Here is a 17,009-nt window from a genome sequence, read left to right on the forward strand (position 1 = left end):
TCCTCCGTAACAGCGCTCGGGAAGTCCTCTATAATCGCCGCTTTACCATCGACGATCGAAACGCGCCCGTGAATCCGACGCCCGTAAATCCCCACCTCAGCAAGCTGCAGACCTATCCGTTCGAAAAATTCAGCCGGCTGCTCGCCGGCGTTACGCCGAATCCGGGCTTGCCGGAAATCAAGCTGTCGATCGGCGAGCCGCAGCATAAAACGCCGCAATTCATCAAGGATGCGCTGACCGCGGCGCTCGGCGGACTGGCGAATTATCCTACAACGCTCGGCCAACCGGCCTTGCGGCGAGCCATTGCCGACTGGATGGCTACCCGTTACGGGCTGGAGGGCGTCAATCCGGACACCGAGATCATTCCGGTCAACGGTTCGCGCGAGGCGCTGTTTTCCTTCGCCCAGACGGTCATCGATCCATCGCGGGGCTACGTGCCGCTGGTCGTCAATCCCAACCCGTTCTACCAGATCTACGAAGGCGCTGCGTACCTGGCCGGGGCCGACACGCGTTTTCTGAACACGCTCCCTGAGAGCGGCTTCGCCTTCGATTACGACAGCTTGAGCGACGAAGAATGGCGCCGGGTCCAGCTGCTGAACGTCTGCTCACCAGCAAACCCGACAGGCAAGGTACTTAACCTCGACGACTGGAAAAAAATATTCGCCCTCTCGGACAAGTACGGCTTCATCATCGCTTCGGACGAGTGTTACTCGGAGATCTATTTCGACGAGGCCAATCCGCCGCTAGGAGGACTCCAGGCCGCCAAACTGCTCGGCCGCGGCTTCGAGCGCATGGTGATGTTCTCCAGCCTGTCCAAACGCTCCAACGTTCCGGGCATGCGCTCGGGATTCGTCGCCGGCGACGCCGCCGTGCTCAAATCCTACCTGCTCTACCGGACGTATCACGGCGGGGCGATGAATCCGGCGATCCAGGCCGCCAGTATCGCCGCGTGGAAGGACGAAGCGCACGTCGTTGCCAACCGCGAGCAATATCGGCAGAAATTCGAAACTGTGACCCCCATGCTGTCCGGCGTGCTGCAAACCGCCATGCCCGACGCCAGTTTCTACCTGTGGGCCAGGACACGGATCCCGGAGACCGATTTCGCCCGGCGCCTGGCGGCTGACTATAATGTCTTCGTCCTGCCGGGCAGTTTCCTGGCGCGCGAAGCCCATGGGGTCAATCCTGGCGCCAACTTCGTCCGCATCGCTCTGGTCGCCCCGCTTGAAAAATGCGTCGAGGCGGCCGGCCGGATTCAACAGTTCGTTTCAACCCTTTAGGAACAGAAAAATGCAGCAATTCCAACAGATCATCGAAGACGCCTGGGAAAACCGTACCAGCTTGCAGCCGGGAAGCGCCCCGGCCAATGTCGGCGAAGCCGTCGCCAGGGTGCTGGCGGAACTCGATACAGGAACGCTGCGCGTCGCCGAGAAGATCGACGGTGAATGGGTCACCCACCAGTGGATCAAGAAGGCCGTCCTGCTTTCCTTCCGCCTGGAAGACAACGTGCTGCTGGACAATGGCCCGATGCGCTATTTCGACAAGGTGCCGACCAAGTTCGCCCAGTACGACACGGAACAGTTCCGCCGCGGCGGCTTCCGCGTCGTTCCGCCGGCAACCGCCCGGCGCGGCAGCTTCATCGGCAAGAACGTGGTCCTGATGCCCTCCTACGTCAACATCGGCGCCTACGTCGATGAAGGCACGATGGTCGACACCTGGGCGACGGTCGGCTCCTGCGCGCAGATCGGCAAGAACGTTCACCTCTCGGGCGGCGTCGGCATCGGTGGCGTGCTGGAACCGCTGCAGGCCAACCCGACGATCATCGAGGACAACTGCTTCATCGGCGCGCGCTCCGAGGTCGTCGAAGGCGTCATCGTCGGCGAAGGCTCGGTGATTTCGATGGGCGTCTATATCGGCCAATCGACCAAGATCTTCGACCGCGAAACGGGCGAAGTCACCTACGGCCGCATCCCGCCCGGATCGGTTGTCGTTTCCGGCAACCTACCCTCGAAAGACGGCAGCTACAGCCTCTACTGTGCAGTGATCGTCAAGAAGGTCGACGCCAAGACCCGCGCCAAGACCAGCATCAACGACCTGCTGCGCGGCGACTGATCGAAAAGCTGCTTTTTTCCGGTGGAGACAGCATGATCCTGGACAAACTATTTCAACTGATGTCTGAGAAACAGGCATCCGATCTGTTCATCGCCGCCGGAATTCCAATTCATATCAAGATCCAGGGCAACACCATCCCGGTCAATCAGCAGGTAATGGACCCGGCGATGATCGAAAAGATCGCGCACGAACTGATGACGCCGGACCAGCAACGAACGTTCGAGGCGACGATGGAGATGAACCTCTCCTTCGGCGTCCCGAATGTCGGCAATTTCCGGATCAACCTGTTCCGCCAGCGCGGCTCGATCTCCATTGTCATCCGATTCATTCTCGGCAACATCCCGCCGCTTAACACGCTGGAGCTGCCGGAAATCCTCGCCGAGCTGGTGATGGAAAAGCGCGGGCTGATCCTGATCGTTGGCGCCACCGGGTCGGGCAAGTCGACGACCATCGCCTCGATGCTCGACCATCGGAACGCCAACCGGACCGGGCACATTCTCACCATCGAGGATCCGATCGAGTTCCTCTTCAAGCACAAGAAATCGATCGTCAACCAGCGCGAACTGGGCATGGACACCCTCGGTTGGGAACATGCACTGAAGAACGCCATGCGTCAGGCGCCGGACTGCATTCTGATCGGCGAAATCCGCGACAAGGAAACGATGCAGGCAGCCATCGCCTACGCGCAAACCGGCCACCTGTGCATGGCGACACTTCACGCCAACAACAGCTACCACGCACTCAACCGCATCATCAACTTTTTCCCCCTGGAGAGCCGCACGGCGCTCTATCTCGACCTCTCGGCGAGCCTCAAGGCGATCGTCTCTCAACGCCTCGTCAAGCGCCCCGACGGTCGGCGACTGCCGACGGCCGAAGTACTGCTGAACACCCGCCACATTCAGGAGCTGATCGAACGCGGCGAGGTGCAGGCAATCAAGGACGCCATGGAGCAAAGCCTGGCGCCCGGCTCGCAGACCTTCGAGCAAGACCTCTACCGCTTGTATCGCGACGGCACCATCACGCTGGATGAAGCCCTGGCCAACGCCGATTCGCCGACGAATCTCTCCTGGCTGATCAATAATTCGCAAATCGGCGCTCCCGGAGATAAAACGGAGCAAGCTTCGGAATTGCCGCTCGATTTTTCCGACATCAACGGCAATGGCACCTCGTTCAAGGAGTTTTCCCTGAGCCTGGACGAAACGCCCGAAACCGAAACGACAGATGCCCACTGACCCCGTTCTCGCCCTCGCCGAACAACTGATTGCCCGCCCGTCGATCACCTCCGATGACGCGGGTTGCATGCCCATCGTCGAGACACGCCTGCAAGTCCTCGGATTTCGCTGCGAGTACATCAATCGTGGCGGCGTGACCAATCTCTGGGCGCGCCGCGGCGACTCCGGCCCCGTATTCTGTTTCGCCGGTCATACCGACGTTGTTCCGCCCGGGCCAACCGACCGCTGGCAGAGTCCGCCGTTTACGCCGACGCAACGCGACGGCTTCCTCTACGGACGTGGCGCAGCCGACATGAAAGGCTCGATCGCCGCCTTCGTCACCGCGCTCGAAGCCTTCGTCGCCGCACATCCCACGCATCGCGGATCGATCGCCCTGCTTCTTACCTCCGACGAGGAAGGCGACGCCATCGACGGCACGACAGCCGTCGTCGAAGCGCTGCGGGCCCGTGGCGAGACGATCGATTACTGTCTGGTCGGCGAACCCACCTCGGTCTCCCGCGTGGGCGACACGGTAAAGAATGGGCGCCGCGGCTCGCTCTCCGGCGCGCTCACCGTCAAGGGCATTCAGGGACATATCGCCTATCCGCACCTGGCGAAGAATCCGGTCCATCTGTCCGCGCCGGCCATCGCCGAACTCGCAACAACGGTCTGGGACGAAGGCAACGACTTTTTCCCGCCGACGACCTGGCAGATTTCGAACATCCATGGTGGAACCGGCGCCACCAATGTCATTCCCGGACACATCGACATACTCTTCAATTTCCGCTTCTCCACCGCCAGCTCGCCGGAAAGCCTGCAGAAGCGCCTGTGCGACATCCTAAATCGTCACGGCCTTGATTACGACATTCGCTGGACACTCGGCGCCAAACCTTTCCTGACCGGGAGCGGCGAACTGATCGACGCCTCGCGGGAAGCCATCGGCGAAGAACTAGGCATCGAAACCGAACTCTCGACCACCGGCGGCACCTCGGACGGTCGCTTCATCGCCGAAATCTGCCCGCAGGTCATCGAGATCGGCCCGGTCAACGCCAGCATCCACAAAATCGACGAGTGCGTCGAAATCGCCGCACTCCCCAAACTTGCCGCCATCTACCGGCGCATTCTTGAAAAGCTTCTTACCTGAACCACAGAAAGCCCCGTGACAACCGACCTATTCGAACAAGCCCAGAGCGAACTCTCCACCCTGCGCGACCTGATGCGCTTTGCCGTCAGCCGCTTCAACGAGGCCAACCTCTTTTTCGGCCACGGTACCGACAACGCATGGGACGAGGCGGCCTACCTGCTGCTGCACTCGCTGCACCTGCCGGTCGACCAACTCGATCCCTACATGGACGCCCGCCTGACCACCGGCGAACGCAAGGCCGCGCTGAAATTGATCCGGAGGCGCATGACCGAACGCCTTCCGGCATCCTATCTGACACACGAAGCCTGGCTCGGCGACTACCGCTTCTACGTTGACGAGCGGGTCATCGTCCCGCGCTCGCACATCGCCGAATTGCTGCATGAGCAACTCAGCCCGTGGGTCGACGACCCGTGGGCCGTTCGCCGCGTTCTCGATATGTGCACCGGCTCGGGCTGTCTCGCCATCCTCGCCGCCGAGGCGTTTCCAGAAGCGACGGTCGACGCAGTCGATCTCTCGCCCGACGCAATGGCTGTGGCCGAACGGAACGTCAAGGACTATGCGCTTGAGGAACGCGTCCGGCTGATCCAATCCGACGCGTTCTCCGCGATTCCCCGGGAAAAGTACGACCTCATCATTTCCAATCCACCTTACGTCAACGCCGAATCGATGGCGTCGCTCCCCGACGAATACCGGCGCGAACCAGAAATGGCACTGGCCAGCGGAGAAGACGGCCTTGATTTCGTTCGCGTCCTGCTCAGGGAAGCGCCACTTCACCTCACCGCCGATGGCGTTCTGGTCGTCGAAATCGGACACAACAAGGATGACCTTGAACGGGCCTTCCCGCGACTGTCTTTCGTCTGGCTCGATACCAGCGCTGGAGACCGTTTCGTTTTCATGCTGCGGCGCAAGGATCTAAACGCCTGAGCGCAAGGATTCCAGCGGCGTCAGGCGTAGCAGTTTTGCGCTGGCGAACCAGCCCGCGCCAATGACCAGCAGCCCGCCGCCGACCGCTCCGGCGGGCAGAAGCCAGAACGCGGGCGAAACTTCCAGGTTGAACACCTGCCGGGCGAGGATCTGGCCCACAGCCAGCGCGGCAATCGCCGCGACCAGCCCGGACAGCGCGCCGATCGCTGCCAGTTCGGCCAGTACGGCCCGCCGCAACTGCTCGCGACGTGCGCCCAGCGCGCGCATGATGGCCAGCTCGTAACGCCGCTCGTCGGCAGCCGACGCCATGGCCGCGTACAGCACGATGACCCCGGCAACCAGGGTAAACAGGAAGACGAACTGAACCGCCCGGGCGACCTGATCCATGATCGACTGCAATTGCCGCACGATGGCGGCGACATCGACGACGGTCAGGTTGGGAAATTCGCGGACCAGACGGTTCACGAAATCGACTTTCGCATCAGGCAGATAGAAGCTGGTGATCCAGCTGGCCGGATAGCCTTCGAGCACGGCAGGCGGCGTTAGGACGAAGAAATTGACGCGCATCGAATCCCAGTTCAGCTTGCGCAAACCGACCACGCGCATCGACACCGGCTCGCCGGCCACCGAAAACTCCAGCGTGTCGCCGACGTGCAGCCCGAGCGTCCGTGCCAGACCTTCCTCGACCGAGGCCACGCCCGCCCCCCCTTGGCCGAGCTCGGCCGTATTGAACCAGCGCCCGCTCGTCGTAATGTTCCCCTCGGGAATCACCGAGCGGTACGACAGATTGAACTCGCGTTCGACCAATCGCTTGGCGCGATCGTCCTCGTAGCGTCCCGGACCGACTTTTGTACCATTGATCGCAACCAGCCGGCCGCGAACCATCGGTGCAAATTCCGGGGAAAGGCTGTCGTGCGCGAAAAACTGCCGTACCGCATCCCGCTGATCGGGCTGGATATTGATGACGAAGCGGTTCGGCGCCTCGGGCGGAATCGCCCGTTGCCAGGCATCGAGCAACTCATTGCGCGTCACGGTCAAAAGAAGCAGTGCCATGAATCCGAGTGACAGCGCGACAACCTGTACGACACTGGCGGCCTGGTGCCGTTGCAGGCTGGCCAGACCGTAGCGCCAGCCGAAGCCGGAAGCACCTGGCTTCCCGGACGAACTACGACCCACCGCGCGAACCCCGCCGAGCACACGAATCGCCAGCCAGGCGAAAAAGCCGAACAGCAGCATCGCCGCGACGAAGCCGCCGACGACATAGGTTCCCAGGCGTGGCTCGCCGGCAACCCAGTACATCAGCCCGGCAAGCAAGATGAGCCCGAATGCATAACCGCCGATCAGCCGCAAGGGCGACGTTCCCGTCGAGAGGATCTCGCGGCGCAATACGCGCAAGGTCGACACCTGGCGCAATTGCAACAGCGGCGGCAGCGAGAAACCTGAAAGCAGCAACAAGCCAACCAGTCCCCCCTGGATCGCCGGCAGTATCCCCGGCAATGGCAACGGCGTCGTCAGCAACTGCGCTAACCAGGCATGCAGGACAAAATGGGCCGCATAACCGAGAACACAGCCGACAAAGGAGGCGAACAATCCCAGAAGAAGGAATTGAACGACATAGACCCGCAACAGGAATCCTTGCGTCGCGCCCAGGCAGCGCATGACAGCACACGGGTCGAGATGTCGCTGCATGTAGCGACGCGAGGCCAGCGCGACGGTAACCGTGGCCAAAACGACGGTCAATAGCGCGGCAAGGCCGAGGAAACGCTGGGCACGTTCAAGCGCCGTGCGGATTTCCGGTCGACCGTTTTCCGCATCTTCGATGCGTTCTCCTCGTTCAAGTATTTTTTCAACAGAAGAGCGGAACTGTTTGATTATTTTGTAATCACCTGCCAGGAGAAAGCGATAGGAAACCCGACTTCCCGGCACGATGAGACCTGTCGCCTCCACATCGGACAGATTCATCAACAAGCGCGGCGCAACGCTGAAAAAATTGAGGCCGCGATCAGGCTCATAGGTCAAGAACTGGGCAACACGCAATCGGTTGCGTCCCACGTTCAGCGACTCCCCCACCTGCAAGGACATCAGCGCGGCCATTCGTTCATCGACCCACACCTCGCCGGGTTGGGGAATGCCGGATGCCGGCGCATCCTCCGCTCCGGCAACCGAGGCGATCCGGAGCCCGCCGCGTAGCGGATAGCCAGCCGATACCGCTTTGATCTCGACCAGTTGCGTCCGAACCTCATCCCCCTCGCCGGCAGAAACCATACTCGGGAAGCTACGCGTTTCTGCGAGTTGGAGCCCCCGCGTCCGGGCTTCCTCGGCAATGCGCGGCGCCCAGGGATGATCGGCGACCAGCAACAAATCGGCACCCAACAACTGATTGGCTTCCAGCGCGAGCGCCTGCCGAACACGATCGGTGAAGAACCCGACTGCCGTCAGCGCCGCCACAGCGACGACCAGCGCGGCCATCAGAAGATGCAGTTCGCCGGACCGCGCATCGCGGCGCAACATCCGCCAAGCGAAAGGCAAGCTCCCCGACAGTACGCTTCGTTCAGGCATAGGCCCCATCCTCAGAGCAACTCAGTAGCACTATAGTCATTCACCGGGCGGAGAGGTTCAGAGAAAGAACGCTCGACCCGGGGAACGCCTACTCCAGTTCGCGCAAGCGCTGGAACGCTTCCTCGACTCGCCGCACGGCGATGATCTCCATGCCGGAAATTCCCTGTTTCGGTTTGTTGGCTTCGGGGATCATGGCCCGCGTAAACCCCAGTTTCGCCGCTTCGCGGAGGCGTTCCTGCCCGCGTGGCGCCGGCCGGATTTCCCCCGCCAGGCCAACTTCGCCAAAAACTATAAGTTTACTAGGCAATGCCTTGTTTTTTAGTGAAGAAACGATCGACAAAAGAACAGAAAGGTCGGCCGCCGGCTCGGTAATCTTGACGCCGCCGACAGCGTTTACAAAGACATCCTGATCGAAGCAAAGGATTCCGGCATGGCGATGCAGCACCGCCAGGAGCATCGCCAGTCGTTGCGCGTCGAGACCGACGGTCAGCCGCCGAGGATTTCCGTGCGCCTGATCGACGAGCGCCTGCACCTCGACCAGCAACGGCCGCGTGCCTTCCTGCGTGACCAGAACGCACGATCCGGGAACCTCTTGCCCGTGTTGGGAGAGGAACATCGCGGAGGGGTTATTGACCCCCTTCAGCCCCTTGTCGGTCATGGCGAAGACGCCGATTTCGTTGACCGCGCCGTAGCGGTTCTTCACCGCCCGGATCAACCGGAAACTCGAATGCGTATCACCTTCGAAGTAGAGAACGGTATCGACGATGTGCTCCAGCACCCGCGGACCGGCCAGCGCGCCTTCCTTGGTCACGTGCCCGACCAGAATCACCGTCACGCCGCTCTGCTTGGCCAGCCGGGTCAGTTGCGCCGCGCACTCGCGCACCTGGGCGACCGACCCCGGCGCTGAACTGAGTTGCTCCGACCAGAGCGTCTGCACCGAATCGATCACCGCGACCTGCGGTTTCTCCGCCTGCAACGTGGCAAGAATCTTTTCGAGGTTGATTTCGGCGAGCAGCTTCAGCCGCCGGGTATCCAGCGCCAACCGCCGCGCCCGCAAGGCGATCTGCTGGCCGGACTCCTCGCCACTGACGTACAGCACCTGGCTCGATTCGCTAAGTGCCGTCAGTGCCTGCAACAATAACGTGCTCTTGCCGATGCCCGGATCGCCGCCGATCAGGACCACGCCACCGGCAACCAGTCCACCGCCGAGCGCCCGGTCGAACTCGCCGATGCCGGTCGGCAAGCGGTCTTCCTCGCGCGCCTCGATCTCGGAAAGCGTCTGCACGGTCGCGGTTCCCGCGAGCGCGGCAAAGCGGCGCGAGGCCGGAGGTGCGGATTCGGCCAGCGTTTCCACAAGCGTGTTCCACACCCCGCAACCCGGGCATTGCCCTTGCCATTTCGACGAGGTTGCGCCGCACTCGGTACAGGAATAGATCGTTTTCGCTTTGGCCATGGCTATCGTCCTGATTCGACAACAGGCACGCGCCGAGCCAATGCACAGAACAATTCGTAACTGATCGTTCCGGCAGCGGCGGCGACCTCGTCGGCAGGCAGCCCCTCGCCCCACAGCACCACCGGGCTATCCACACCCGCTTCGGGGATATCCGTCAGGTCGCAGGCCAGCATGTCCATCGACACCCGCCCAACCGTCGTCGTACGCCGGCCATTGACGAGAATGGGGGTACCACTTGGCGCGTGGCGAGGATAGCCGTCAGCATAACCGCAGGCGACGATGCCGATCCGGCTCGGCCGGGTCGCCTCGAAGGTGCCGCCGTACCCCACGCGCTCTCCGGACTGAATTTCCTGAACCGCCAGAATGCGACTGCTGAGAGTCATCACGGGCCGCAGCCCGAGGCTCTCGGCACTGACGTCCGCAAACGGACTCGCGCCGTAGAGCATGATGCCCGGCCGCACCCAATCATGACTGGTCAGCGGATAACGAATGATGGCCGCCGAGTTGGCCATGCAGACCGGAACATCCCAGTCCTCGGTCATCCGATGAAAGCGCTCAAGCTGCCAGTCGATACCGCGCCCGCCATCAGCCTCGGCGAAATGCATCATCAGCGTCGCCGGGCCTACAGCGGTATTTCGCGCCAGTTCCTGTCGCAACGACGGGATCTGGTCCGGCGTGAAACCGAGACGGTTCATCCCTGTGTTCAGTTTGATATAGATTGGCAAACGCACGGGCAATGCAGCGGCCTGGATCATGCGCAACTGTTCGATACGATGAACCGCCACCGTCAGCCCGTATTCAGCACAAACCGGCAAGTCGACCGGCTCGAAGAAACCTTCCAGCAGCAGGATGGGCTGGCGGAATCCGGCCTCGCGCAACGCCACCGCGGCTTCGATTTCGAGCAGGGCGAAGCCGTCGGCGATTTCCCGCAGCGCATCGGCCACCCGTGACAGGCCATGGCCATAGGCATCGGCCTTGACGACGGCCCATGCCCGGACCTCCGAATCGGGAACAGCGGCACATTGCTTGGCACGCAGGTAATTGTGGCGAACGGCATTCAGATCGATACACGCTTGAATCGGGCGGGGCATGATTTTTCGGCCTTGTCGGGAATTCAGATGGCTCGGATAGTCTGCAAATCAACTTGGCATTTTGCCTCAAAGACATCAACCTGTCTTTTCACAATGTGAAATACTACGTGTATCTACTTATGAGTTTCGTGGTATAACGCCAGACTTGATAAAAAAGAGTGGTCGGATTTCGATGCCTTTCGGCTTCTATATCATCATGGCGGCGCAATTTTTTTCCGCGCTTGCCGACAACGCATTGCTGATCGTTGCCATCGCCGCCTTGCGTGAGATGCACGCTCCCGCCGCCTACGAACCCCTTCTGAAGACCTTCTTCACCGTTTCCTATGTCGCGCTGGCGGCCTTCGTCGGTGCCTTTGCCGACTCGATGCCGAAAGGCCGGGTCATGTTCATCAGCAACGCGATCAAGGTCATCGGCTGCGCGATGATGCTCTTCCACGTCCACCCGCTGCTGGCGTATGCCGTGGTCGGACTGGGGGCCGCTGCCTACTCCCCGGCCAAGTACGGAATTCTCACCGAATACCTGCCGCACCGATTGCTGGTCATCGCCAACGGCTGGATCGAAGGTCTGACCGTTGGCGCCATCATTCTTGGCGTAGTCATTGGCGGCACGCTGATCCAGCCGGCTGTCGCGCACAAGCTGCTCAGCTTCGACTTCCCGCTGATCGATACGGGCGTCGACACCATCGGGGAGATGGCTCTCGGATTCGTCGGCATCTTCTATATCATTGCTGCGTTGTTCAACCTCTATGTGCCGGATACGGGCGTCGACCACAAGGTGCTGCACAAGAACCCCTGGTATCTGGTTCGCGAATTCAACCATTGCCTGGTACTGCTCTGGCGCGACCGCCTCGGACAGATCTCGCTGGCCGTGACGACATTGTTCTGGGGTGCGGGAGCCACCCTCCAGTTCATCGTGATCAAATGGGCCGAGGTGTCACTTGGCCTCGGCCTGTCGAAATCGAGCATGCTGCAAGGAGTCGTTGCTGTCGGTGTCGCGATTGGCGCCATCGCCGCGGCCAAGGCCATCACGCTGCGCAAATCAGTCAAGGTGATCCCGCTCGGCATTGCCATGGGCCTGATCGTGCTGGTGATGAACTTTGTTCACCACACTTGGCTGGCGGTCCCCTTGCTGATATTCATCGGTGCGTTGTCTGGCTATTTCGTCGTACCGATGAACGCCCTGTTGCAACACCGCGGCCATATCCTGATGGGTGCAGGTCACTCGATCGCCGTACAGAACTTCAACGAAAATCTGTCGATCCTGATCATGACCGGGCTCTACTACCTGATGGTCAAGGCGGATCTGTCGATCTATTGGGTCATTACCCTGTTTGGCCTATTCGTCAGCGGATCGATGCTCCTCGTCAAGCGACTGCATGAAGCCAACCAGCGCGAACACGACGATGTGATCCACCTGGACGACAACGGGTCGCACTGAGCGATATTTGCTCCTACCCCTGCCGCTACGTTTTGCGCGCTGATTTCATCAGCGCCCGCGCCCGGCACAAGTCTTCCCACGCCTTGGCCTTGTCCGGCAGGTTGCGCAACAGATAGGCTGGATGGTAGGTGACCACCACCGGGATATCGCGCTCTCCGTCCCGGTACTCCAGCGCTTTTCCGCGCAAGCTGCCTAGCGAACCACTGTCGCCAAGCACCGAACTGACCGCCGCACGGCCAAGCAGCACGATGAGCTTCGGCTGGATCAGCGCAATCTGCCGCTGCAGGTACGGGAAACAGGCGGCCATTTCCTCTGCCTCCGGCGTCCGGTTCCCCGGCGGGCGACATTTCACCGCATTGGCGATATAAACGTCCTCACCCCGCTTGAGATCAATAGCCGCCAGCATGGCATCGAGCAGCTTTCCGGCCTGCCCGACGAAAGGCTCGCCACGTGCGTCCTCCTCGGCCCCGGGGCCCTCGCCGATGAACAGCCAACTCGCCTGCTCGTCCCCCACTCCGGGGACCGCCTGTTTGCGCTGAGCGCACAGTCCACAGGCGCGACAATCGGCGATAGTACTGCGCAACTCGTCCCAGTCCATTCGAGCGACGCCCCCGGACAACTGCTGCGTCGATGCGGGTTGAACCGGGGCCTTTTCCTGGAGAGCCGGTCTCTCGACCGGCGCACACGCGGTCGTCGAAACCTCCTGAACAGCCTCGCCAGCCAACGAACGCGCGACTTGCGGCTGCTCCCGGCGCACCCAGAGCGGAGAAATACCCATTTCCTCGAGAAGCTCTTTTGGCGACAAGTTCATGCGCTTGCCTCGGCCAGGGCGCGGGTCAGCACCAGCGCATCTTCACGCCCCTTCTCCGCGGGGTAATAACCGCGCCGTACGCCGATCTGGGCAAAGCCAAAATGGCGATAGAGCGTCAGCGCCCTGTCATTCGACGGGCGCACTTCCAGCAGCAAGGTTGCCGCTCGTCCGCGCTGGGCAATTTCCATCGCGTGCTCGAGCAACCGGGCACCAAAGCCGAACCCCTGACGTTTTTCGGCAACACTGATGTTGAGCAAATGCGCCTCATCGACGGCCAGCATGAGCACGAAATAGCCGACCATTTCGCCACCGATCCGGCAAACCCAGCAACTGTAGCCGCTGGCGATCGAGTCTGCGAAGTTGGCCCGGCTCCAGGGATGCGAATAAACGCGGTATTCGATCCGCAATACCTCGTCAAGATCGCGCTCGACCATCGGCATCAACTCGACCGCCGGCTCAAGGATAGCGTTCATTACGCCTTGCCTCCTTCGGCCAACCGTTCGGCGACCGTCTTCGCCACCTTGTCACGAACGTAAAGCGGCGCGGCGTCAGCGGGATCAATACATTCACCGCGTTCCATGCGGCGACCAGCCAGACGGGCCACGAGGCCGGCGTGCGGCATGACTTCTGGTTTCCATGTCGTGACAACGGCCCCAAGGCGCTCGCGCAGCGCCGGATAGGCGGAAATGCCGTTCCCGCACGCACACCATCCTGCCGAGTCCGGCACTGGAACCGATCCAGGAGGATATACGCCGATCTCGCCCTGAACGACGCCATTGACAAAAAGCCCGAAATACACCTCGCTCATCCGTGCATCGAGCGCCACGATGACCCGGTCGCTCACCGCTGCCAGCGCCATCGCTTCGAGTGTCCCGACGCCGAGCAACGGCAGATTCCGCGCGACAGCCAATCCTTGCGCGACGCCACAGGACACACGAAGTCCGGTGAACGACCCTGGCCCCGCACCGAAGGCGACACCATCGAGGTCAGCGAACGCCAGACCTTCTTCCTTGAGCATGGCCTCGGCGACCGGCAACAACGAGGCGGAATTGGACAAATCATCCGGACAGCTGCGGGCGGCAACACGCCCGTCGCTCCACAGCGCGACAGAACCCGGATCGGTTGCTGTTTCGAGGACAAGAATTTTCATGGGCCCGTATTTTACCCGCACAACCTTTCCCAGCCGTCCGCTTTTCACCGGATCACTTGCCCCCGCTGGAGTGATTCCCGAGATGGCGGCGCAATAGACCAACCGCCCCACCAACCGTTCCAGACTGTTACACGCCGGTCAAAAAACCAACGCGATAACGCCACAGATTCGCGGCCGGAGTCCCGATATGCTTCGTCCCGTCAACAAAACGAATTATCCATTAGCGAAAGGAAGCAACCATGACCTCACTGACCGACTTTGCCGCCATCGTTACCCTTGTCCTCCTCGTCGTCGCCCCCCTCGCAATCGATGCCTACCTTCACGTGCGTGACCACAAGGTAATGCAATAACCTCCGGCAGAAATCCGTCTCACTCATCGCGCCTTGCCGGGTTGGTCTGGCGACGAAGCGCGATGATCACCGGCAAATGCGCGACGGGCGCTGGACAATTCGGCAAGCTGTGCCAAGACCTGCGTGTTGATCGCCTCGGCAGACACCCCAGTGAGAACGTCGATCGCCTCATCGACCTTTTTGACCGCATAGATGTGAAAGCGCCCTTCGGCGCAAGCGGCGACCACATCGTCGCGCAGCATGAGGTGTTTCAAATTGGACGACGGAATCAGCACACCTTGCTCACCAGACAGCCCTCGTGCCTTGCAGATGTCGAAAAACCCCTCGATTTTTTCATTGACGGCCCCGATTGCCTGCACATCCCCGAATTGATTGACCGACCCCGTGACTGCCAGCGATTGGCGGATCGGCGCATTGGCGAGGACCGACAGCAACGCGCATAACTCGGCCAGTGAAGCGCTATCCCCTTCGACCGGACCATACGACTGTTCGAAAACCAGGCTGGCGGACAGGGACAACGGCAAGGTGCGCGAATAGCGCGCCCCGAGAAACGACGACAGAATCATCACCCCTTTGGAGTGGATGGCGCCGCCGAGTTCGGTTTCGCGCTCGATGTCGATCACATCGCCTTCGCCAACCCGGACCGTCGCCGTGATTCGCACTGGATGGGCAAACATGAAATCATCCAGGGAAAGCACCGCCAGCCCATTGACCTGCCCGGTCCGCTCACCACTGACCGAGATAAGCAGCGTGTCGCGCAGAATTTCCTCCTGATACCTGCTACGTACACGGTCGACCCGTCGGATTCGGGCGGCAAGTGCGCTTTCCACATCCTCTCGCCGGACAGTATCGCGACCAGCCTCGCCGGCCCGGTATTCAGCCTCCTGTAACAAATCGGCGACCTGCCTCCGGTTGGCAGTCAGCCGCTCGGAATCCTCGCACAAGCGGGCAGCGTGCTCGACCACCCGCGCCACGGCGTCCCGGTCGAACGGGCGCAAGCCGTTGCCCTTGATCAGCGTCGCCAGATAATCGGCATAACGGCGGGTGGACTCGGCATCGCGCGCGAGCTCATTCTCGAAATCGGCAGGCACCTTGAAAAGTTCGGCAAAATCCGGATCAAGCGCCTTGAGCAGGTAATAGATCCGCCGCTCGCCGATCAGCACCACCTTGACCCGGAGTGGCATCGGCTCAGGCTCGAGGGAAATGGTACTGATCAGGCCCCAAGCCTGTCCGAGCGACTCGATGCGCACCTGGCTCGCCTGGAGTGCCCGCTTCAACCCTTCCCAGGCGTACGGCTGCGTCAGCAACTTCAGGGCATCCAGAACGATATGGCCGCCATTGGCCCGATGCAGCGCACCGGGCTTGATCAGCGTGAAATTGGTCAGCAACGTGCCCATCTGGGCAATGTGATCAACGCGTCCTACCAAGTTGGGATAGATCGGATTGTCCTCGTAGACGACGGGCGCGCCTGTCGCACCCGCGTTGTCCACAAGCACATTGACCTGATAACGAAGCGTCGACAGGCTGCCCCTGAACCCCGTGCCAGCCCCCTCTCCTTCCGGCTTGGGCTGCTCGCGCAACTGTTCGCCTTCCTCGACCACATCGTTCATGACCTCGTCGAGAAACGCCAGCACTTCGGGCAAATCCTCGTAGTGCTCGCGGAGTTCCTCGATCAGATGACCGACAGCAAGCTGCAGAATCTCCCGGCTGGCATCCTTGATGTGTGCCTGCGTGTCCCGCCGCCAGCGTGGCAGTTGGAGCATCAGTTGCCTGAGCCGTTCGCTGTACTCTTCGATCGATTTACCGATGCGTGCCTTTTCGTCGTCCGAAAGTTTCTCGAATTCCTCGTGCGACATGGCTTCCTCACCGGCGAGCGGTGCGAAGACAAATCCGTGCGGCGTGCGCAGCAGCACCACGCCGTCTTCGGACGCTGCGCTGCCGAGTTCCTGCAAGGCTTTTTCCTCTTTTTCCTTGAAGTCATTGTTGATCGCCTCGATCCGCTGACGATACTCATCGCTTTCGAAGGCTGACTGAATGGCCTTGGCCAGTTCCGTGCCGAATTGCTGCATATCGCGCTTCAATTGCCCGCCCCGTCCGTGCGGAACGCGCAGGAGTCGCGGCTTGTTCGGCTCGGCGAAGTTATTGACGTAGCACCAGTCGCTCGGCACCTCCTCTTCGACGGCCTTGGCTTCCAGCAAGCGCCTGACGACCGAATGCCGGCCGCTGCCCGATTCGCCGAGGACGAACAGATTGAACCCCGGGCGCTGGATATCGATGGCAAAGCCGATCGCGTCAACAGCCCGCTCCTGGCCGATGATTTCGGTCGCCGCCTCCAGTTCCGCCGTCGTCTGGAATGAGAAAAGCGACGGGTCGCAAGCTTGATAAAGCTGTTCAGCCTGTAGCGCGTTGACGATTGACATGAGTGCGTCCTTTCCCGATCACGACGAAAAACGCGTGGGCAGAGAAACAGTGATCATCTCTGAATACTATAGATTCGGCCCGAATAACGCTTGAATTTCGGGTTATTGTCCCGACATGGGAATGATGGAAACGACAGAAAAAGAAGTTCAAACGCTGGAGCAGTTGTATGCCCTACGCAAGCAAGCGGTCCGGCTGCACAAAAGCGGGATGCGTGTGATGCAGATTGTCACGGCGACGGGGCTCAGCTGGCCGGGCGTACGCATGGCCCTGGACTTGTACGAAGCAGGCGGCATGGTCGCCTTGAAGCCCTCCGTACGCGGGAAGAAACCGGGTACGGGTCGAAGCCTG

14 protein-coding genes are annotated in these 17,009 nt (G+C 61.1%); 7 read left to right on the forward strand and 7 right to left on the reverse strand.

Annotated features, from left to right (window positions below; all coding sequences use genetic code 11):
* Positions 1-68 precede the first annotated feature (68 nt).
* From dapC to prmB, 5 genes are read left to right on the forward strand one after another with little or no spacing between them, the layout of a single operon-like run.
* Positions 69-1,277: a succinyldiaminopimelate transaminase gene (dapC, locus tag BO74_RS02400; protein WP_496439729.1), complete on the forward strand. Its 1,209-nt coding sequence runs from the start codon at positions 69-71 to the stop codon at positions 1,275-1,277.
* A 10-nt stretch (positions 1,278-1,287) separates the two neighbouring features.
* Positions 1,288-2,109, forward strand: a complete 822-nt coding sequence (dapD, locus tag BO74_RS02405; RefSeq protein WP_496439731.1) for a 2,3,4,5-tetrahydropyridine-2,6-dicarboxylate N-succinyltransferase — start codon at positions 1,288-1,290, stop codon at positions 2,107-2,109.
* Between the two features lie 32 nt (positions 2,110-2,141).
* Entirely contained in the window at positions 2,142-3,341 is a 1,200-nt protein-coding gene (locus tag BO74_RS02410) for a PilT/PilU family type 4a pilus ATPase (protein WP_496439733.1), read from the forward strand.
* The gene (dapE, locus tag BO74_RS02415) at positions 3,331-4,464 is read left to right on the forward strand and encodes a succinyl-diaminopimelate desuccinylase (RefSeq protein WP_496439734.1); all 1,134 of its coding nucleotides are present in this window, start codon (positions 3,331-3,333) and stop codon (positions 4,462-4,464) included. The genes BO74_RS02410 and dapE overlap by 11 nt, the downstream gene beginning before the upstream one ends.
* A gap of 15 nt (positions 4,465-4,479) precedes the next feature.
* Complete coding sequence (gene prmB, locus BO74_RS02420; RefSeq protein WP_496439735.1) at positions 4,480-5,388, forward strand: 50S ribosomal protein L3 N(5)-glutamine methyltransferase; 909 nt, start codon at positions 4,480-4,482, stop codon at positions 5,386-5,388.
* Here the strand turns inward: prmB and BO74_RS02425 are convergent.
* The 3 genes from BO74_RS02425 to alr form a co-directional block, all read right to left on the reverse strand.
* A complete protein-coding gene (locus BO74_RS02425; RefSeq protein ID WP_496439736.1) occupies positions 5,377-7,947 on the reverse strand; it encodes an ABC transporter permease in 2,571 nt (856 codons plus the stop codon). The two genes, prmB and BO74_RS02425, sit on opposite strands and share 12 nt — an antisense overlap.
* Before the next feature lie 88 nt (positions 7,948-8,035).
* Entirely contained in the window at positions 8,036-9,400 is a 1,365-nt protein-coding gene (radA, locus tag BO74_RS02430) for a DNA repair protein RadA (RefSeq protein ID WP_496439737.1), read from the reverse strand.
* Positions 9,401-9,402: 2 nt separating this feature from the next.
* On the reverse strand, positions 9,403-10,491 hold the full coding sequence (gene alr / locus BO74_RS02435) for an alanine racemase (protein ID WP_496439738.1): 1,089 nt from the start codon (positions 10,489-10,491) through the stop codon (positions 9,403-9,405).
* 172 nt (positions 10,492-10,663) lie between these two features.
* Here alr and lplT point away from each other — a divergent pair, with 172 nt between their 5' ends.
* Positions 10,664-11,929 carry a lysophospholipid transporter LplT gene (lplT, locus tag BO74_RS02440; RefSeq protein ID WP_496439740.1) on the forward strand — a complete coding sequence of 422 codons (1,266 nt, stop codon included), beginning with the start codon at positions 10,664-10,666 and terminating at the stop codon, positions 11,927-11,929.
* A 25-nt stretch (positions 11,930-11,954) separates the two neighbouring features.
* Here the strand turns inward: lplT and BO74_RS02445 are convergent, their stop codons facing one another.
* From BO74_RS02445 to BO74_RS02460, 4 genes are all read right to left on the reverse strand, one after another.
* Complete coding sequence (locus tag BO74_RS02445) at positions 11,955-12,740, reverse strand: uracil-DNA glycosylase (protein ID WP_496439742.1); 786 nt, start codon at positions 12,738-12,740, stop codon at positions 11,955-11,957.
* A complete protein-coding gene (rimI, locus tag BO74_RS02450; protein ID WP_496439744.1) occupies positions 12,737-13,213 on the reverse strand; it encodes a ribosomal protein S18-alanine N-acetyltransferase in 477 nt (158 codons plus the stop codon). The genes BO74_RS02445 and rimI overlap by 4 nt, the downstream gene beginning before the upstream one ends.
* A complete protein-coding gene (gene tsaB / locus BO74_RS02455) occupies positions 13,213-13,890 on the reverse strand; it encodes a tRNA (adenosine(37)-N6)-threonylcarbamoyltransferase complex dimerization subunit type 1 TsaB (protein WP_496439746.1) in 678 nt (225 codons plus the stop codon). The genes rimI and tsaB overlap by 1 nt, the downstream gene beginning before the upstream one ends.
* Before the next feature lie 373 nt (positions 13,891-14,263).
* Positions 14,264-16,660, reverse strand: a complete 2,397-nt coding sequence (locus tag BO74_RS02460) for a Lon protease family protein (protein WP_496439747.1) — start codon at positions 16,658-16,660, stop codon at positions 14,264-14,266.
* 124 nt (positions 16,661-16,784) lie between these two features.
* Between BO74_RS02460 and BO74_RS02465 the strand changes: the two genes are divergently transcribed.
* Positions 16,785-17,009, forward strand: a 225-nt coding sequence (locus BO74_RS02465; RefSeq protein ID WP_496439757.1) for a helix-turn-helix domain-containing protein, incomplete at its 3' end; no start/stop codon positions are given.

This window comes from Propionivibrio pelophilus DSM 12018 (assembly GCF_059569095.1).